Origin of the sequence: Caballeronia sp. AZ1_KS37 (assembly GCF_023631165.1) — a bacterium.
In the GTDB taxonomy this organism is placed as follows: Bacteria; Pseudomonadota; Gammaproteobacteria; order Burkholderiales; family Burkholderiaceae; genus Caballeronia; species Caballeronia zhejiangensis.
Map to the genome: position 1 here is coordinate 67,228 of NZ_JALQDP010000012.1, position 17,660 is coordinate 84,887.

Below are 17,660 nucleotides of genomic sequence, written 5' to 3' on the forward strand. Positions count from 1 at the left end.
CACCGGGACTTGAGCCTATGAAATCTCGAAGCGGCCGCGCGGCGGGCATGGCAAGCCGCGCTCCGGGCCGGGCCGAAAGCCTTGCCGGACACGACGCCGCATCGGGCATTTCCGCTCGTTATCCAGTGCTCGCACGCCTTCGCGTGCTCGGGCGCTCGCCGTCCCTTTCGCCGCTTCCACGGCTTCTTTCGCCGCCTCATTCATTGACTCGATTCCAAGTGACTCATCGCCACGCGCGCACGCCTCTGCAACTCTCTTGCCGGCTCGTTTCCCGGACGCTCGCCATCGCGGCGCTCGGCTTCGCATGTGTCGGCATGTCCGGGGCCGCGCTCGCGCAGACCTCTGCCGCAACTCGCGACGACACGCCGCAGATCGATTCGGCCATCGCGGGCAAGGACTGGAACGCCGCGCTAACACAACTCGATGCGCGCATCGCGAGCAACCCGCGCGACGTGCAGGCAAAGTTCAAGCGCGCCACCGTGCTCGCGCGCCTGAATCGCGACGACGAAGCCATCGCCGCCTTCACCGAGCTCACGCAAGCCTATCCAGAATTGCCGGAGCCGTATAACAACCTCGCCGCGCTCTATGCGAAGAAGGGCCGCTACGAGGATGCGCGCGTCGCGCTCGAAACCGCGGTCAAGGCGAATCCAGGCTACGCGCTCGCCTATGACAACCTGGGCGATCTTTATCTTCGTCTCGCGAGCGAGTCGTACAAGCGCGCGCAATCGCTCGGCTCGAAGAGTCCGCTCACGCGCCAGCGCATCACGGCGATTCAGAACATCTACAACCCGCCGAAGAAGCGCGCGGGCGCGGCAGAAGGCGCATCGGGAACGGGCGCGGCAATTGCGCCAAGTCCGGCCGCGGACGAATGGGCGCCGGCATCCGGAGCCGCCTCGCAGACGATGCCCGGTCCCGACGATTACGCGCCGTTCGGCGGCCCGACGAGCCCGCTGCCGGCCACGCCATACGTCGCGCCGCAAGCGCAGCCATAAGCAGGCGCATTCGCGGCCGACTGTTTGCATTCACCACACGAGGATCGATCCTTCATGAAATTCCTGATGTTGGCGCTGTCGAGCGCTGCCCTGATCGCGACCACGCCTGCGTTAGCGCAGCCGAACGCGCAGGCCGCGCACCCCACCGTGCTCTTCAAGACCACGCAAGGCGACATCAAGGTCGAGCTGTATCCCGAGAAAGCGCCGAAGACGGTCGCGAACTTTCTCGACTACGTGAAGTCCGGTCAGTACAGCGGCACGATCTTTCATCGTGTGATTCCGGGCTTCATGATCCAGGGCGGCGGCTATAGCACGAGCTTCGCCGAGAAGCCGACGCGCGCGCCGATTCCGCTCGAAAGCAAGAACGGTCTGAAGAACGCCACCGGCACGCTCGCGATGGCGCGCACGAGCGATCCGAATTCGGCCACCGCGCAGTTCTTCATCAATACCGTCGATAATGCGGGTCTCGACTATCCGAGCCCGGACGGCAACGGCTACGCCGTGTTCGGCAAGGTCGTCGCGGGCATGGACGTCGTGAAGAAGATCGAAGGCAGCCCGACCACCACGCGCGGCCCGATGCAGGACGTGCCGCAAAAGCCGACCGTGATCGAGTCGGCCACCGTGGTCCCGCAGTAATCCGTAAGCGCCTGTCGCTGACCTGGCGCGCGCTGCGCCAGGGCTCAATCAAACACAATGGAGAGAACATCATCATGGTCGAACTGCATACGAACCACGGCGTCATCAAGATTGAACTGGACGCCGACAAGGCCCCGAAGACGGTCGAGAACTTCCTCAACTACGTGAAGAAGGGTCATTACGACAACACCGTGTTCCATCGCGTGATCGATGGCTTCATGATCCAGGGCGGCGGCTTCGAGCCGGGCATGAAGCAGAAGCCGACCGATGCGCCGATCGACAACGAAGCCAACAACGGCCTCAAGAACGAAAACGGCTCGATCGCGATGGCGCGCACGAACGACCCGCATTCGGCGACTGCACAGTTCTTCATCAACGTGAAGGACAACGACTTCCTGAACCACTCGTCGCCGACGCCGCAAGGCTGGGGCTACACCGTGTTCGGCAAGGTCGTCGAAGGCATGGACGTGGTCGAGAAGATCAAGAAGGTGAAGACCGGCTCGAAGGGCTTCCACCAGGACGTTCCGGTCGACGACGTGGTGATCGAGAAGGCCGTCGTGGTCTGATCACGGTCATTGCATGATCGATACGAAGACTTCATTCGATCGCGAAGCAGCGGGCACAGCGAAAAACGCGCGCCCGCTGTTTTTCATTGGCGATCTGCATCTTTCCGAAGCGATTCCGAAAACGGTTGCGGCCTTCGAGCATTTCATCGAGGTCACGGCGAACGACGCCGATTCGGTCTTCATCCTCGGCGACCTGTTCGAGTTCTGGATCGGCGACGACATTCTCGACGGCCCCGCGACCGACCCGCGCGCCAGCTTCGCGCGCCGCATGACGCGCCTCATGCATACGCTCTCGGAACGCGGCATCGGCCTATATGTGATGCACGGCAATCGCGATTTCCTGCTGGGCAAGCGCTTCATGAAAGATGCAGGCGCGCTGCCGCTGCCCGATCCGTTCGTCATCACCGCGTTCGGCAAGCGCATCGTGCTCGCCCACGGCGATGGCCTGTGCACCGCCGATCGCGCCTATCAAGGCTTTCGCTCGTTCGCGCGCAACAAGCTCGCGCAACGGCTCTTTCTGGCGTTGCCGCTCGACACGCGCCTGGGCATCGGCCAGCGCATGCGCTCGAAAAGCGAGGGCGCGCGCGTGACCACCGGCGTCAAGGCGAAGTACGACGTGACGAAGAAAGCGGTCGCGGAACTCTTCATCAATAGCCGCACGAACACGCTGATTCACGGCCACACGCATCGTCCGGCGATGCATCGCGAAGTCGCAGGCGTGCGCTGGGTTCTGCCCGACTGGGAACTCGACGCGGACCCGCCGCGCGGCGGCTATCTGCGCGTCGATGAAGAAGGCGTGCGCCCGCTGCCGCTTTAACTCGCGCGTTCGAGCGACGCGGCGCGCTCGTCCGCCGCCTTGCCATCCATCGACGTGCACAGGCGCTTGAGATCGACGAGCGCGGCGCCATCGGCGGCGTTGAGCGCTTCCACGCGCGCGCCGAGCCGTTCGAGCGCCGCGACGATGTCGTCGATGCGCTGCGTCTGCGTCGACGCGTGATCGATCAGCCCGTGGATCGCGAGCGACACGGGATCGTCCGCGTTCGGCGTAATGCCGTAAGCGCAAAAGCCGCTCTTCGCGGTTTCATCGGATGGCTTCTTCGCGACGGCCGGCATCACGATGCGCGCCGGATTGCCCACCGCCGTACCGCCCGCCGGCACCGGCTTCACGACGACCGCATTCGAGCCGATCTTCGCATCGGCGCCGACCGTGAAGCCGCCGAGCACCTTCGCGCCCGCACCGACGATCACGCCGCGCCCGAGCGTCGGATGACGTTTCGCGCCGCGCGTGAGCGACGTGCCGCCGAGCGTCACGCCCTGATAGATCGTGCAGTCGTCGCCGATTTCGGCCGTCTCGCCGATCACGACGCCCATGCCGTGATCGATGAACACGCGCCGTCCGAGCGTCGCGCCCGGATGAATTTCGATGCCGGTGAGAAAGCGCGCGATCTGCGACACGAACCGCGCGAGCCAGCGCCACTGTCCGCGCCAGCACGCGTTCGCGATGCGATGCAGGACGATCGCGTGCAGCCCCGGATAACAGGTGACGACTTCCCAGGCGCTGCGGGCGGCGGGATCGCGCTCGCGGATGGCGGCGATGTCTTCGCGAAGTCGGTCGAACATGGCGATGTCTCTGAAAGGGGGACGAGTGCTTTGCACGAATCGCGCAAAGCTTATCGGCGTTCGCCGTTTTTCGCCGATTGTAGGACGAGCGCGCGCAGTCTGCCCGATGCCCCCGACGCCAGCGCGGTCAGTCCTTTTTCGTCCGAAGGAGGATGTGCTTCGCGATGCCGCGCAAAATATTCACTTCTTCGCGCTCGAGCCCGGAACGCGCGAACATCCGCCGCACGCGCGACATCAGCTTCTTCGGATTGGCCGGATCGAGAAAATCGAGCGCGACGAGCGCGTCTTCGAGATGCGCGTACATGCCTTCGATTTCATCGCTCGATGCGCTCTGCCCCGCCGATTCCACCACGGCAAGCGGGCTCGCGGACGTCTGGAACGCGACGCGTAGTTCATACGCGAGCACCTGCACGGCCTGCGCGAGATTGAGCGAGCTGTAGGCGGGATTGGCCGGAATATGTGCGAGCGCGCTGCATCTTTCGACGTCCGCGTTGGAAAGCCCGGTGCGCTCGTTGCCGAACACGAGCGCGATATCGCCGTGGCGCACGAATTCATGCGCGCGTTCGGCGAGCGCGCGCGGCGGCATCTGCGGCGGCCCGTATTCGCGCATACGCGCGGTCAGCGCGACCGACCAGCGCACGCCGACGAGCGCATCGGCGAGCGTGTCGACGACATGCGCGGACGCGAGCACGTCGTCGGCGCCGGAGGCCATCGCGATGGCTTCGGGCTCGTTCTTGACGTCGGTCACGCGCGGCGCGACGAGGACGAGGCGCGCGAAGCCCATCGTCTTGAGCGCGCGGGCGGCCGCGCCGACATTGCCCGGATGACTCGGCTCGACAAGGATGAAGCGCGTCGACGTGAAGCCGCCGGCGGGCGCGGAAAGTTCGTTGGGTTCCAAGGCGCGGTTCGTGCTGAATTTTGAAGAAAGTGCGACCCGATATGTTAACGCGCTTTGGCCATGCGCCGGAACCGCGCGGCCACTTTCGGGTAAAATGGCGCCTTCGCGCGCGGCGAACGGTTCTTGCATGGCTTCCAAAGAACCTTCGCGCGAACGCCCCGCTCTTATTCAATTCGTCTTTCGTCGACATAGTCGTTGTCGCCAATTTCCCGTCCACACGAAGCTGCTGGGCGGTCAGAGGATTTCGCTCATGCATCCGATGCTCAATATCGCTGTCAAGGCCGCCCGCCGCGCCGGACAGATCATCAACCGCGCGTCGCTCGATCTGGATCGTCTCCAGGTCAGCAAGAAACAGCACAACGACTTCGTGACGGAAGTCGACAAGGCGTCCGAAGCCGCGATCATCGAGACGCTGCACACCGCCTATCCCGATCACTCGATCCTCGCCGAAGAATCCGGCGCGACGGATCGCGAGTCGGAGTTTCAGTGGATCATCGATCCGCTCGACGGCACCACCAACTTCATCCACGGCTTTCCGTACTACTGCGTGTCGATCGCGCTCGCGCACAAGGGCGTCGTGCAGCAGGCGGTCATCTACGATCCGACGCGCAACGACCTCTTCACCGCATCGCGCGGCCGCGGCGCGTATCTGAACGAGCGACGCATTCGCGTGGGCAAGCTCGACCGTCTGTCGGATGCGCTGATCGGCACCGGCTTCCCGTTCCGCGACGGCCAGGGTCTGAACGCCTATATGCGCCTCTTCAGCGAAATGACGCTGTCGTGCGCAGGGCTGCGCCGTCCGGGCGCGGCGGCGCTGGATCTCGCGAACGTCGCGGCCGGCCGTCTCGACGGCTTCTTCGAGCAAGGCATCCATCCGTGGGATGTGGCGGCGGGCAGCCTCATCGTGACCGAAGCGGGCGGACTCGTCGGCAACTACACCGGCGAATCGGATTTCCTGTTCAGAAACGAAATCGTCGCCGCCAATCCGAAGGTCTACGCGCAGATGGTCAAGATCCTCGACATGTACTCGCGCACGCGCCTGACCGGCGAATAAGCTGCATCGAAGGGGCGCGTCTTGCGCCCCTTTTGTTTGACCTCTTCCGCATCCCGGGCGCGCCGCCTGCTCTGCACCGAATGCAGGGCTCCGTTACAGTGCAAGCTTTGCCCTCGTTCCGGCAACGGCGATGCGCGCTTTCTTCCGCCCGCCCCGCTCTCACGCCGCGCGCCGCGCCCCACGTTATTCCCGCTCATGAAGAAAGGCTTCTATACGATCATCGCCGCGCAGTTCGTTTCGTCGCTCGCCGACAATGCGCTCCTGATCGCGGCGATCGCCATGCTCGCCGTCGTGCATTCCGCGCCGTGGGTCACGCCGCTGTTGCAGATCTTCTTCACGATTTCGTATGTTCTGCTCGCGCCATTCGTCGGCGCATTCGCCGATGCGATCCAGAAGCGCCACGTCATGTTCACGTCGAACGCGCTCAAGGCGGCCGGCTGCGCGATGATGATCGCGGGCGTGCATCCGATGATCGCGTATGGCGTCGTCGGCCTCGGCGCGGCGGCCTATTCGCCCGCGAAATACGGCATTCTCACCGAACTCTTGCCGCCGCAAAAGCTGATCGCGGCGAACGCGTGGCTCGAATCGGCGACGGTCGGCTCGACGATTCTCGGCACCGTGATCGGCGGCGCGCTCGTGAGCCAGGTCGTCGGGCGCTGGGTCGAGCACGCGCATCTGCCGTTCGTGAGCAGCGCCGCGCACGCCGCGCTCTTCGCCGTGATGGTGATCTACGCGTCGGCGGCCGTCATCAACGTATTCATCCCCGATACCGGCGCGCGCTATCCGAATCTGCTGAACGAACCGACGAAGCTCGTCCACGATTTCTCGCGCTGCTTCATGGTGCTGTGGAAGGACAAGCTCGCGCAGATCGCGCTGTGGGTCACGACGCTGCTCTGGGGCGCGGCCGTCACGCTGCAATTGCTCGTGCTGAAATGGGCCGATGCGAACCTCGGCCTGTCGCTCTCCAAAGCCGCCGTGCTGCAGGGCGTGACGGGCGTGGGCATCGCGCTCGGCGCGGCGGCGGCGTCCGCGTGGATCGTGCTGCGCCAGTCGCTGAAAGTGCTGCCGGTCGGCGTGCTGATCGGCGCGGTCGCGGTCGCGATGGCGTTCTACAACAAGGACCTCTTTCCCGCCGGCGCGGGCGTGCATATCGGTCCGCTCTTCGCGCCGGCGTACATCCTGATGGCCTATCCGCTGATGATCGCGCTCGGCGGCCTGTCGGGCTTTTTCATCGTGCCGATGAACGCGATCCTGCAGCATCGCGGCGCGACGCTGCTGTCGGCCGGACATTCCATCGCGGTGCAGAACTTCAACCAGAATCTCGCCGTGCTCGCAATGCTCGGCGCTTACGCCTTGCTGTTGACGGAGAAGGTGCCGGTGCAGTGGATCATCGTCGTGTTCGGCGTCTTCGTGTGCCTGATGATGGCGCTGGCGATGCGCCGCCACACGCACAACGAGCGCGAAACCGATCTCGTCGCGCTCGTCGAGGAATGAACCTTGCTCCACGGTGAACGGTGTATTCTGGGTTCATGCCCCGGCGCCGGCTCACGAGGAAACCATGGGAGGAACGCCGGCGGCGGGGTCGGGTCGTAACGCCATGTACGGCCCGGCGCGGCCGATCGCGGGCATCCGCATGGCGCATCGCGGAAGGACCCGGCGATATCCATTCCTCGGCAAACGTCAATAAAGGAGCATGGAAATGGGATTGTTCACACGTTCGACGCTCGACAGCAAGATCAATGGCGCAGCCGATGTCGGCCAGCGCGCGGTACGCGGTGCGAGCGACGCGGTCGATTCGGCGAGCAGCCAGTTGCGCAGCCTGCTCGATGATCTGGAAAGCTCGATCTCCGGCGCAAGGGACGTCGATGCCGACAAGCTGCGCAAGGAGCTGCAATCGCGCCTCAAGACCGCCCGTTCGCAGATGAACGGCGCGGGCACGGCGCTCACCGGCAGACTGAACGACGCAGCCGGTTACGCCGACGAGTTCGTTCACGACAAGCCGTGGCACACGCTCGGCGCGGTGGCGGGTCTCGCATTGCTCGTCGGATATCTCGCCGGGCGCGCGTGACGCGCTCCGGCGTCATCGGAAATCGCCGCCGGCACGGCATCGCGTCCGTGCCGGCGGCGGCGTTCGCGCGGGCGATGCACATCGACTAGACACATCTCGTTGGCCATTCGGCCGACTCGCCGTCATCTCGCGACAGGTTAAACTCATGCTCTATCGGCTGAACGACGGCCGGCGCACGTCGCGCCCGGCCGTTTAGTCATTCTGGCCTTCAAAGCACGCAAGATGGGCACTCAAACGGCAACTCCCGACACCTCACCAGACACCGCCGCGCCGCTCGCGGACCTGTCGCAGCACACGCCGATGATGCAGCAGTATCTGCGCATCAAGGCGGAGCATCCCGGCACGCTCGTTTTCTACCGGATGGGCGATTTCTACGAGCTTTTCTTCGACGACGCCGAGAAAGCCGCGCGTCTGCTCGATCTCACGCTCACACAGCGCGGCGCATCGGGCGGCAATCCGATCAGGATGGCGGGCGTGCCGCATCACGCATGCGAACAATATCTCGCGAAGCTCGTGAAGCTGGGCGAATCGGTGGCGATCTGCGAGCAGATCGGCGATCCGGCGACATCTAAAGGTCCGGTCGAGCGCAAGGTCGTGCGCGTCGTCACACCGGGCACGCTCACCGACGCAGCCCTGCTCTCCGATAAGAGCGATGTCTATCTGCTGGCGCTCTGCCCCGCGCACAACCGTCGCGGCGTGGTGACGAGCGTCGGCCTCGCGTGGCTCAATCTCGCGAGCGGCGCATTGCGTCTCGCGGAAGTCGCGCCGAATCAGGTCAGCGCGGCGCTCGAGCGCATTCGTCCGGCGGAAACGCTCATCGCCGATTCGATCACCGACGTTCAGGCGTCGCTCGGCGTGACGCATCCCGGCGCGACCACGCGCGTGCCGGCGTGGCACTTCGACGTCGGCTCGGGCACGCAGCGCTTGCGAGAGCAACTCGATGTCGCGAGCCTCGACGGTTTCGGCGCGCAAACGCTCACCTGCGCGTGCGGTGCGGCCGGCGCGCTGCTGCTCTATGCCGCCGCCACGCAAGGCCAGCAGTTGCGCCACGTGCGCAGTCTGAAAGTCGAATACGAATCGGAGTACATCGGGCTCGATCCGGCCACGCGACGCAATCTCGAACTCACCGAAACACTGCGCGGCACCGAATCGCCGACGCTGTTCTCGCTGCTCGACACTTGCTGTACGACGATGGGCAGCCGCCTGTTGCGCCACTGGCTGCATCATCCGCCGCGCGATGCGTCGATCGCTCAGGCGCGCCAGCAGGCGATCGGCGCATTGCTCGACGCGCCCACGAGCGGCGGCCTCGACACGCTGCGCGGCGCGCTGCGCAAGATTTCGGACATCGAGCGCATCACGGGCCGTCTCGCGTTGCTGTCGGCGCGTCCGCGCGATCTGTCGAGCCTGCGCGATACCTTCGCCGCGCTGCCCGATCTGCGCGCCCTCGTCGCCGCAGTCGCCACGCATGCGCCGGCGCTCGAGCGCATCGACGCCGGGCTTGAACCGCCGCACGAATGTCTCGATCTGCTGACGAACGCCATCGCAGCGGAACCCGCCGCGCTGATTCGCGACGGCGGTGTGATCGCGCGCGGCTACGATCCCGATCTCGACGAATTGCGCGATATTTCGGAGAACTGCGATCAGTTCCTGATCGATCTCGAAGCGCGCGAGCGCACGCGCACCGGCATCGCGAATCTGCGTGTCGAGTACAACAAGGTGCACGGCTTCTATATCGAGGTCACGCGCGGGCAGACCGACAAGGTGCCCGACGACTATCGCCGCCGTCAGACGCTCAAGAACGCCGAGCGCTACATTACGCCCGAACTGAAGGCGTTCGAAGACAAGGCGCTTTCCGCGCAGGAACGCGCCCTCGCCCGCGAACGCGCGCTGTACGACGCGCTCTTGCAGAACCTGTTGCCCTTCATCGCGGATTGTCAGCGCGTCGCAAGCGCGCTCGCGGAACTCGATCTGCTGTGCGCGTTTGCCGAACGCGCCCGCGCGCTCGACTGGGTCGCACCGGAATTCAGCGCCGACGCGGGCATCGATATCGAACAGGGCCGGCATCCGGTCGTCGAGGCGCAGGTCGAGCAGTTCATCGCCAACGACTGTTGTCTCAGCCAGGACCGCAAGCTGTTGCTCATCACCGGCCCGAACATGGGCGGTAAATCGACCTTCATGCGTCAGACCGCGCTGATCGCGCTGATGGCGCACGTCGGCAGTTACGTGCCCGCGAAGCGCGCGCGTTTCGGCGCGCTGGATCGCATCTTCACGCGCATCGGCGCCGCCGACGATCTCGCGGGCGGACGTTCGACCTTCATGGTCGAGATGACGGAGGCAGCGGCGATTCTCAACGACGCGACCGCGTCGAGCCTTGTCTTGATGGATGAGATCGGACGCGGCACGTCGACCTTCGACGGCCTCGCGCTCGCATGGGCGATCGCGCGGCATCTGCTCACGCACAACGCCTGCTACACGCTCTTCGCCACGCATTACTTCGAGCTCACGCAGTTGCCCGCGGAATTTGCGCAGGCGGCCAACGTGCATCTGTCGGCGGTGGAGCACGATCACGGCATCGTGTTCCTGCACGCGGTGAGCGAAGGTCCGGCCAATCAGAGCTACGGTCTACAGGTCGCGCAGCTCGCCGGCGTGCCAGGCGCCGTGATCCGCGCGGCGCGCAAGCATCTCGTCCATTTGGAGCAGCAGTCGATCAGCCAGCCCGCCGCGCAATTCGACCTGTTCGCGAGCCAGCCTTACACGCCTTATGAAGATGAAGCGCCAGCGAAGGAAGCGCCCGAACATCCGGTGATGGAAAAACTGCGCGCGCTCGATCCGAACGATCTGCGGCCGCGTGAGGCGCTCGATCTGCTCTACGAACTGCATGAACTGGCGAAGCTTGCGCCGGATGCCTCGCGTTGAGCGTGACACTTCGCGCGTTGCGCGTGCCGCGACACGTTTGACGCGCGTCATGGCGATCGGCGCCGCACTCGCGTGCGGCACGATCGCGCAGGCGCGCGCCGAGGGCAGCGCGCCGCTCGGCTTCGCGGTTCTGTCCGGCGCCATTTCCCGCCCCGCCGACGAAGCGCCCGTGCGCCGCATGCTCGACGCGATCGGGCGCGACCCCAACATCGCGTTCATCGTCTACGACGGCAATTTGAAGGACGGCGCCGAACCGTGCCGCGACAGCGTCTATCAGTCGCGGCACGATCTGCTCGACGCGTCGCGCACGCCGCTCGTGCTGCTGCTCGGCCAGCACGACTGGGCGGATTGCGGACTCGCGCATGCGGGTGCCTACGATCCGGTCGAGCGGCTCGACTTCGTGCGCCAGCTCTTTTTCGCCGATGCCGGGTCGCTCGGGCAGAACCCGCTTACGCTCTCGCGCGAAAGCGATGTCGCGCGCTTTCGGACCTTCCGGGAAATCGTGCGCTGGCAGGCGCAAGGCGTCGCGTTCATCGGGCTGAATGCACCGAGTCCGAACAATCACTATCTGACCGCGGGCGGGCGCAACGGCGAGTTCGAGGATCGCGCCGTCGCGACAACATTCTGGCTCGAACACGCGGCGGAATCGGCGCGACGTTCCGAGATGCGCGCGCTCGTCATCCTGTTGCAGGGCGATCCCGATTTTTCGCGCTACGAACGGCGCGAGCGCTTCGCGTGGCTGCGCTTCTCGCGCACGAACCAGCCGCGCGATGGCTTTCTCGAATTGAAACGCAGCCTCGTGAAAGCGGCCGAAAGTTTTCGCGGGCCCGTGATCGTGATTCACGGCACGGATGCGCCCGAGCCGAACGGCTTTCACATCGATCAACCTTTGCGCAACGACAAGGGCTTGATCGTTACGAATCTCACGCGCGTCGCGATTGCGTTCAAGAAGCCGCAATCGCAATGGCTCGAAGTGCAGAGCGATGCGCAGTGGCATCCGCCGTTTCGTCTGCGCGTGCGCGATGTGAATGTGAATGTGAAGGACACGCGCACGCGTGAACCGGTCGCGCCACCAGAGACGCCAGCTGCATCCTACCCGGCTCCTTACCCCGCGCCTCAGCCGACGATGCCCGCATCAGCGCCGCCCGCGTTGCCGCGTAACGACCTGCCCGAGTCGCTGCCGGCGCCGCCGTCGATGCCCCTGCCGGCATCCGACCTGCCGCCGATCCTCACGCCGCCGCAGTCGTTGCCGCCGATCTATCCCGTGCCCGCGTCGGGCGTGCAGAACGAGACCGGCGCGACGAACGGGCAATAAAAAAGCGCAGCCGTAGCTGCGCTTTCTTCATCGGCCGACGCGCTCAGTGCAGCGTCGGACCTGCGTCCTTGGGCGGTGCGTCGTCATCGTCTTCGTCGTCATCGACGACATGCAGGCCGTCCGCGCCGTGCGCGTGTTGATGTTCGATTTCGTCGTCCGTCGCCGTGCGCACTTCCTGCACCGACAGCGCGAAACGCAGCGCCATGCCGGCGAGCGGATGATTGCCGTCGAGCACCACTTTGTCTTCGGCGACGTCGGTCACGGTGTAGATGAGCGAGTCGATATCGTCATCGCCGTCTTCGGGCGTGCCTTCGAACTGCATGCCGACTTCCAGCGGCTCCGGAAAACGGCTGCGCTCTTCGACCTTCACGAGCTCGGGATCGTACTCGCCGAATGCATCCTGCGGCTCGAGTTGAATGAGCGTTTCATAGCCCGCCTCGTGACCGTCGAGCGCTTCCTCGATCTTGGGGAACGTGCCATCATAGCCGCCGTGCAGATAGACCATCGGCTCGTCGCTCTCCTCGATCAGATTGCCTTGCGCATCCGATAGCTTGTAAGCGACCGAAACGACAGTGTCTTTCGCAATTTTCATTGGATCCTCCAAGATACAAGCCTCGATTATACGATGCCCAAGCGGCCCTCATACGCAACACCGTCCCCCGTTTCCGGCCTTCCCGAGCATGCCCGCGCGCCTTTGCCGGACGAACTCACACCGCTGTTGGGCAACCGTACGCCGCGACAGTTCATGCGGCGTTACTGGCAGAAGAAACCGCTCTTGATCCGGCAGGCGATTCCCGATATCGCGGCGCCGCTCGCACGCGACGAACTGTTCGAACTTGCCGATCTCGACGACGTCGAGGCACGGCTCATCACGCATTTTCGCAATGCGTGGAATCTGGAGCACGGACCGTTCGCGCCCGACGAATTGCCATCGGTCAAAAAGCGTGAATGGACGCTGCTCGTGCAAGGCGTGAACCTGCATCACGACCGCGCACACGCGCTGATGAACCGGTTCCGCTTCATTCCGGACGCGCGCCTCGACGATCTGATGATCTCCTATGCGACCGATGGCGGCGGCGTCGGACCGCACTTCGACTCTTACGACGTGTTCCTGCTTCAGGTCCATGGCAAGCGGCGCTGGCGAATCGGCGCGCAGCGCGACCTTTCGCTAAAACCCGGACTGCCGTTGAAAGTTTTACAGCACTTCGAGCCCGAGGAAGAATGGGTGCTGGAGCCGGGCGACATGCTTTATCTGCCGCCGCATATCGCACACGACGGCATCGCCGAGGGCGAATGCATGACGGCATCGATAGGCTTTCGCGCGCCCTCGTCGCACGAGCTCACGGCTCAGTTCCTCTATCACCTCGCCGAGCGCGCCGGTGAAGCATCGGAGGGTGCTCGCGGCAACGCGCGGTATCGCGATCCGGCGCAGGAGCCGGTGTCGAATCCAGCGGCGCTGCCCGCGCTGCTGATCGACCGCGTTGGCGCGATACTTGCGAACGTGAACTGGAACGAAAAGGACATCGCGGAGTTTCTGGGTACTTATCTGAGCGAGCCGAAAGCGAACGTCGTGTTCGATGCACCCGACCGTGCGCTGAATGAGCAAAAATTTGTAGAACGAGCGAAAAAGACAGGCGTCAGGCTGGATAGAAAGACCATTTTGCTCTACAACGCCCGTTCTTATTTCGTAAATGGCGAAGCGGAAGTCTTGTCGTCGAAGCTGAAAAAGTGGCTCCCTGAATTGGCCGATACTCGGTCTCTGGAGGCGAAACGCTTTGTAACACTTACAGACGAATCGACAATGACAGCGCTGCTACACGAATGGTATCGTGCGGGCTGGATTCTTTTGGGCGCTTTGCCTTGACGGGCGTGCCTTTACAGGATTTCACGGAATGCAGCAGATGCTAGAAATTTGCTGTTCCGCAATATGAAAATTTGTATGAGAAAGACAACGTATCGTCCCCTGATTTATCGACGGTCGTTACGAAAGTGCCTATAATTTCCGGCCAAGCCGTAGGAAGTCTCACATAAAAAAGAATTGTGAGTCTCCACAGCGGCCCAGGTCGGTGTTGGAGCACACATTACCGGTACTTTGCGCTGTTGCTTACCTTTAACCATAAAAGGACGTGATCATGAAGAAATCCCTCCTCGTAGCATCCCTGTTGGCTGCTGTTGCTCTGGCTGCATGCAACAAGTCTAGCGAAACGGCTGCTCCGAGCGCTGCAAGCGATACGTCGGCTGCTTCGGCTCCGGCTGCTGCTGCTTCGGACGCAAACGCTGCTGCATCGAGCGCTTCGGCCGCTGCAAGCGACGCAGCTTCGGCTGCTGGCGCAGCTTCGGACGCTGCCGCTTCGGCTGCCGCTCCGGCATCGGGCGCAAGCCAGTAAGGCTAGCGCTACGCCGCAGGCCGCTTCATGCGGTCTGCCAACAAAAAAACCGGCCCTTGGGCCGGTTTTTTTGTATCTGCTTTTGTATCTGCTTGCGGCGTCGGTCGGCGCGCAAGGCGTCTTCGATTCAGAGCGTGAGCCAGTCGAAGCCTTCTGCCTGAGTCGCGACGACGACGTCCACCGCACTCGCGCCCAACACGGACGCAAGCGCCGCCTGCGCGAGGTGCGGCAGATTGTTTTGCTGACTCAGATGCGCGGCCACGAGATGGCGCAGCTTGGAGCGATCCAGCGACGCGAGAATGGCCGCCGCCGCTTCGTTATTCAGGTGTCCATGCGTGCCGCCGATACGCGCCTTTAGCATCGGCGGATAGCGGCTCGCGGCAAGCATCTCGACATCGTGATTGGATTCGAGCACGAGCGCGTCGCAGCCGCTCAGCACGCTCGTGATATGCGGCGTCGACACGCCGACATCCGTCAACACGCCGAGCCGGCTCGCGCCGTCGGAGAACACATATTGCAGCGGCTCACGCGCATCGTGAGGCACGGTGTACGGCAGCACGCTCAGATCGCCGATGGCGACGCTTTCATCGCCCCACAGCACGTTCAATTCGACCTTGGCTTCATCGGCGCCGATGGCGCGCGCCGTGCCCCAGCTCATGTACAGCGGAATCGACCAGCGGCGCGCCAGCGTCAGCGCGCTGCCGATATGGTCCGTGTGCTCATGCGTGATGACGATGGCGTCGAGATCTTCGGCACGGCAGTTCAGACGCGCGAGACGGCGCTCGACCTCCTTGCCGGAGAATCCGCAATCGAGCAGCACGCGCGTCGTCGTCGTACCGCTCGATGCCTCGACGAGCAATGCATTGCCCTCGCTGCCGCTGCCGAGACTGGCGAATCTCACGATGTCTTCACTTCAGGATGTCGTTAGTTCAACTGCGCGTGCAGCAAGGAAACGATGCGCTGCGCATCGGACGACGTGTCCGGCTGGCCGTTCGCATCGACGACGCCGACTTGCGTGACCGAGTCGGCCTTCGGCCTCACGTTGACGAGGAACTGGCGCGTCGGCTTCGGCGTGTTGCTCGAGAAGAACTTGCCGAAGAGGCCGTCCTTCTTCAGCTCCGCCATGGAGTCCGAAAAATGGACGTAATAGATGCCCTTGTCGCGATCGCGATTGTCGACCGTGAAGTTGGTGCGATCGAGCGCGAGGCCCACACGCAGCCAGGCGCGATCGAACGGCTCGGCGAGATCGAGCGTGGAGCCGCCCGCGCTCGGGTCGACCGCGACCTTCGCGCCGATCGGACGCGCTTGCGCCATCAACTGCTGCGACTGCTTTTCGGTCAGGCCGAACTTCTGCATCAGCTTCGTGAGCACCGCGGCTTCGAGCTGCGGATTACGCGGACGCGCCTCCCAGCGCGACGACGTCTTGTCCTGCCCCGTCAGCACTTCTTCCATCGCGCTGTGCGTGACGGAGATGTCGGTCGAGCCATCGGATGCGCGATCGACCTGCGTGCGGAACATGTCGCGCGTACCCGACGAGTACGCGAAGTCGAGCAGCTTGCCCACGCTGTTCCTGAACCAGTCGTTCGGAATGTTCGCGCGGTTTTCGGCCCAGTCCGTCGCCATGATGCCCGTCTGCGGGGCATCGGTCTTGAGCGTGAAGCCGTTCTCTTCCCAGAACTCCTTCAGCGGTCCCCAGACCTGGTCCGGCGAACGGCCATCGACGACGAGCCAGCGGTGATCGCCATCGCTTTCGATGTGCATGCCGAACGGATCCTGCGCGTTCGGCACGCCGAGCGTCGCGTTGCCGGCCGGCGTGACCGCTCGCTCCGCGGCGCCGCCGAGCGAGTTGATCTTGGGCGGCGCGGCATAACGCTGGCTGATGTCGGCCGTGGTCAGGTCGGACGGAACGGCCAGCGAGGGTGCGGTTTCAGCAGCCTTGTAGTTGACGCGATCCGGCGCGAGCCAGTCGTTGAGCGTGTCGCAACCCGCGAGCGCGAAGACCGCACCGGCGCCGAGCGACAGCACGCCCAGGCGTTTGGCACGAGTAAGAAGAGCGGAACGTTTCATGAGGTCCTTCTTTGCTGCTGATGCGCATTGCCTCGCGCCGAACCCGCTCTAGGCGAGCGGCTCAGCGAGGCCAATGTCGAGGCCAATGAGCGGCGGTTGATGACTGAAGGTGTGGTTCATTTCGATCACGTGCGGCGGCGCGGCTTTCGATTCCTTGTGACTCGGCGCGCCGCCCCATGCGATCAGGCGAGGAGCCCGGCGTCGCGCAACGCGCCACGCACCACGTCGTGATAGCGCGCGTCGAGCGGCGTGAGCGGCAGCCGGATGCCGCCTTCCATGCGGCCGAGCGCCTGCAGCGCCCATTTGGCCGGAATCGGATTCGATTCGCAGAAGAGTTGCTTGTGCAGCGACAGCAGCTTCAGATGGATGCGGCGCGCGGTGATCGCATCGCCTTCGATCGCGGCGCGGCAGAGCTGGCTCATTTCCTTCGGCGCGACGTTGGCCGTCACCGAGATGTTGCCGTGTCCGCCGAGCAGCATGAGCGCGATCGCCGTGGGATCGTCGCCGCTGAAGATGCTGAAATGCGCCGGCGCGTGCTTGATCAGATGCGCAGCGCGATCGATGTTGCCCGTCGCTTCCTTGACGCCGATGATGCCCGGCACGTCCGCGAGGCGCAGGATCGTTTCGTTGCTCATGTCGGCAACGGTGCGGCCCGGCACGTTGTAGAGCAGCACCGGCAGATCGACGGCTTCGGCGATCGCCTTGAAATGGCGATACATGCCTTCCTGCGTCGGCTTGTTGTAATACGGAACGACTTGCAGCGTGGCGTCGGCGCCGACCTTTTTGGCCTGCTTCGAGAGCTCGATGGCTTCGGCGGTCGAATTGCCGCCCGCGCCCGCGATGATCGGAAAGCGCTTGGCCGTATGCTCGACGGCCGTCTGGATCATCAGGATGTGTTCTTCGACCGACAAAGTGGCCGACTCGCCACTGGTGCCGACCACGACGAGTCCGTTCGAGCCTTGTTCGACGTGCCAGTCGATCAGTTTTCGAAACGCCGGCAGATCGAGACTACCGTCCTCGTGCATCGGTGTGACGATGGCAGGGATACTGCCGCGGATCTGGATGCCGCCGTGTGTTCCGTTTGTCATGAAACTCTATGAATTTAATCGTGAATTTAATCGCAAAAAGCGATATTACGCGA

The 17,660-nt window shown here is 64.0% G+C and carries 17 protein-coding genes; 11 read left to right on the forward strand and 6 right to left on the reverse strand.

Annotation, left to right across the window (positions count from 1 at the left end):
- The first annotated feature begins 314 nt into the window (after positions 1–314).
- The 4 genes from NCS00_RS09215 (at position 315) to NCS00_RS09230 (ending at position 3,011) form a co-directional block, all read left to right on the forward strand.
- Positions 315–992, forward strand: a complete 678-nt coding sequence (locus NCS00_RS09215) for a tetratricopeptide repeat protein (protein WP_250439998.1) — start codon at positions 315–317, stop codon at positions 990–992.
- A gap of 54 nt (positions 993–1,046) precedes the next feature.
- The gene (locus NCS00_RS09220; protein ID WP_008341835.1) at positions 1,047–1,628 is read left to right on the forward strand and encodes a peptidylprolyl isomerase; all 582 of its coding nucleotides are present in this window, start codon (positions 1,047–1,049) and stop codon (positions 1,626–1,628) included.
- A 74-nt stretch (positions 1,629–1,702) separates the two neighbouring features.
- A complete protein-coding gene (locus NCS00_RS09225) occupies positions 1,703–2,194 on the forward strand; it encodes a peptidylprolyl isomerase (RefSeq protein ID WP_008341836.1) in 492 nt (163 codons plus the stop codon).
- A 13-nt stretch (positions 2,195–2,207) separates the two neighbouring features.
- On the forward strand, positions 2,208–3,011 hold the full coding sequence (locus NCS00_RS09230) for a UDP-2,3-diacylglucosamine diphosphatase (RefSeq protein ID WP_250439948.1): 804 nt from the start codon (positions 2,208–2,210) through the stop codon (positions 3,009–3,011).
- On the opposite strand, the gene cysE is transcribed toward NCS00_RS09230, so the two are convergent.
- Both cysE and NCS00_RS09240 read right to left on the reverse strand, forming a co-directional pair.
- Complete coding sequence (gene cysE, locus NCS00_RS09235; protein WP_250439950.1) at positions 3,008–3,814, reverse strand: serine O-acetyltransferase; 807 nt, start codon at positions 3,812–3,814, stop codon at positions 3,008–3,010. The two genes, NCS00_RS09230 and cysE, sit on opposite strands and share 4 nt — an antisense overlap.
- Positions 3,815–3,941: 127 nt before the next feature.
- A complete protein-coding gene (locus NCS00_RS09240; RefSeq protein WP_244807423.1) occupies positions 3,942–4,841 on the reverse strand; it encodes an RNA methyltransferase in 900 nt (299 codons plus the stop codon).
- Positions 4,842–4,962: 121 nt separating this feature from the next.
- Between NCS00_RS09240 and NCS00_RS09245 the strand changes: the two genes are divergently transcribed.
- From NCS00_RS09245 to NCS00_RS09265, 5 genes are all read left to right on the forward strand, one after another.
- A complete protein-coding gene (locus tag NCS00_RS09245) occupies positions 4,963–5,766 on the forward strand; it encodes an inositol monophosphatase family protein (RefSeq protein ID WP_008341842.1) in 804 nt (267 codons plus the stop codon).
- Between the two features lie 195 nt (positions 5,767–5,961).
- Complete coding sequence (gene lplT / locus NCS00_RS09250) at positions 5,962–7,260, forward strand: lysophospholipid transporter LplT (protein ID WP_175982702.1); 1,299 nt, start codon at positions 5,962–5,964, stop codon at positions 7,258–7,260.
- Positions 7,261–7,465: 205 nt separating this feature from the next.
- Complete coding sequence (locus NCS00_RS09255; protein ID WP_008341847.1) at positions 7,466–7,834, forward strand: ElaB/YgaM/YqjD family protein; 369 nt, start codon at positions 7,466–7,468, stop codon at positions 7,832–7,834.
- A 222-nt stretch (positions 7,835–8,056) separates the two neighbouring features.
- Positions 8,057–10,750, forward strand: a complete 2,694-nt coding sequence (gene mutS, locus NCS00_RS09260) for a DNA mismatch repair protein MutS (RefSeq protein ID WP_409014100.1) — start codon at positions 8,057–8,059, stop codon at positions 10,748–10,750.
- A gap of 49 nt (positions 10,751–10,799) precedes the next feature.
- The gene (locus tag NCS00_RS09265; RefSeq protein WP_250439952.1) at positions 10,800–12,065 is read left to right on the forward strand and encodes a hypothetical protein; all 1,266 of its coding nucleotides are present in this window, start codon (positions 10,800–10,802) and stop codon (positions 12,063–12,065) included.
- Positions 12,066–12,108: 43 nt separating this feature from the next.
- Here NCS00_RS09265 and NCS00_RS09270 read toward each other — a convergent pair whose 3' ends face one another.
- A complete protein-coding gene (locus tag NCS00_RS09270; protein ID WP_008341850.1) occupies positions 12,109–12,657 on the reverse strand; it encodes an FKBP-type peptidyl-prolyl cis-trans isomerase in 549 nt (182 codons plus the stop codon).
- A 33-nt stretch (positions 12,658–12,690) separates the two neighbouring features.
- Here NCS00_RS09270 and NCS00_RS09275 point away from each other — a divergent pair, with 33 nt between their 5' ends.
- Together NCS00_RS09275 and NCS00_RS09280 are read left to right on the forward strand one after the other, a co-directional pair.
- Entirely contained in the window at positions 12,691–13,929 is a 1,239-nt protein-coding gene (locus NCS00_RS09275) for a cupin domain-containing protein (RefSeq protein ID WP_033535775.1), read from the forward strand.
- Between the two features lie 268 nt (positions 13,930–14,197).
- Positions 14,198–14,452 carry a hypothetical protein gene (locus NCS00_RS09280; RefSeq protein WP_074168913.1) on the forward strand — a complete coding sequence of 85 codons (255 nt, stop codon included), beginning with the start codon at positions 14,198–14,200 and terminating at the stop codon, positions 14,450–14,452.
- A 127-nt stretch (positions 14,453–14,579) separates the two neighbouring features.
- Here NCS00_RS09280 and NCS00_RS09285 read toward each other — a convergent pair whose 3' ends face one another.
- The 3 genes from NCS00_RS09285 to dapA form a co-directional block, all read right to left on the reverse strand.
- Positions 14,580–15,353, reverse strand: a complete 774-nt coding sequence (locus NCS00_RS09285) for an MBL fold metallo-hydrolase (protein WP_008341854.1) — start codon at positions 15,351–15,353, stop codon at positions 14,580–14,582.
- A 23-nt stretch (positions 15,354–15,376) separates the two neighbouring features.
- Positions 15,377–16,519 (reverse strand): NlpB/DapX family lipoprotein, encoded by a 1,143-nt coding sequence (gene bamC, locus NCS00_RS09290; protein ID WP_008341855.1) that lies wholly within the window; start codon positions 16,517–16,519, stop codon positions 15,377–15,379.
- Between the two features lie 182 nt (positions 16,520–16,701).
- A complete protein-coding gene (gene dapA / locus NCS00_RS09295; RefSeq protein WP_008341856.1) occupies positions 16,702–17,607 on the reverse strand; it encodes a 4-hydroxy-tetrahydrodipicolinate synthase in 906 nt (301 codons plus the stop codon).
- Positions 17,608–17,660: the final 53 nt, after the last annotated feature.

Excerpts from the sequence above, each read along its gene's own strand:
- NCS00_RS09280 (WP_074168913.1), top strand. The coding sequence starts at position 14,198 with ATGAAGAAATCCCTCCTCGTAGCATCCCTGTTGGCTGCTGTTGCTCTG.
- mutS (WP_409014100.1), top strand. The coding sequence starts at position 8,057 with ATGGGCACTCAAACGGCAACTCCCGACACCTCACCAGACACCGCCGCG.
- NCS00_RS09225 (WP_008341836.1), top strand. The coding sequence starts at position 1,703 with ATGGTCGAACTGCATACGAACCACGGCGTCATCAAGATTGAACTGGAC.
- NCS00_RS09220 (WP_008341835.1), top strand. The coding sequence starts at position 1,047 with ATGAAATTCCTGATGTTGGCGCTGTCGAGCGCTGCCCTGATCGCGACC.
- NCS00_RS09240 (WP_244807423.1), bottom strand. The coding sequence starts at position 4,841 with ATGCAAGAACCGTTCGCCGCGCGCGAAGGCGCCATTTTACCCGAAAGT.
- NCS00_RS09230 (WP_250439948.1), top strand. The coding sequence starts at position 2,208 with ATGATCGATACGAAGACTTCATTCGATCGCGAAGCAGCGGGCACAGCG.
- NCS00_RS09255 (WP_008341847.1), top strand. The coding sequence starts at position 7,466 with ATGGGATTGTTCACACGTTCGACGCTCGACAGCAAGATCAATGGCGCA.
- NCS00_RS09265 (WP_250439952.1), top strand. The coding sequence starts at position 10,800 with ATGGCGATCGGCGCCGCACTCGCGTGCGGCACGATCGCGCAGGCGCGC.
- NCS00_RS09270 (WP_008341850.1), bottom strand. The coding sequence starts at position 12,657 with ATGAAAATTGCGAAAGACACTGTCGTTTCGGTCGCTTACAAGCTATCG.
- NCS00_RS09215 (WP_250439998.1), top strand. The coding sequence starts at position 315 with ATGTCCGGGGCCGCGCTCGCGCAGACCTCTGCCGCAACTCGCGACGAC.
- cysE (WP_250439950.1), bottom strand. The coding sequence starts at position 3,814 with ATGTTCGACCGACTTCGCGAAGACATCGCCGCCATCCGCGAGCGCGAT.
- NCS00_RS09275 (WP_033535775.1), top strand. The coding sequence starts at position 12,691 with ATGCCCAAGCGGCCCTCATACGCAACACCGTCCCCCGTTTCCGGCCTT.
- lplT (WP_175982702.1), top strand. The coding sequence starts at position 5,962 with ATGAAGAAAGGCTTCTATACGATCATCGCCGCGCAGTTCGTTTCGTCG.
- dapA (WP_008341856.1), bottom strand. The coding sequence starts at position 17,607 with ATGACAAACGGAACACACGGCGGCATCCAGATCCGCGGCAGTATCCCT.
- NCS00_RS09245 (WP_008341842.1), top strand. The coding sequence starts at position 4,963 with ATGCATCCGATGCTCAATATCGCTGTCAAGGCCGCCCGCCGCGCCGGA.
- bamC (WP_008341855.1), bottom strand. The coding sequence starts at position 16,519 with ATGAAACGTTCCGCTCTTCTTACTCGTGCCAAACGCCTGGGCGTGCTG.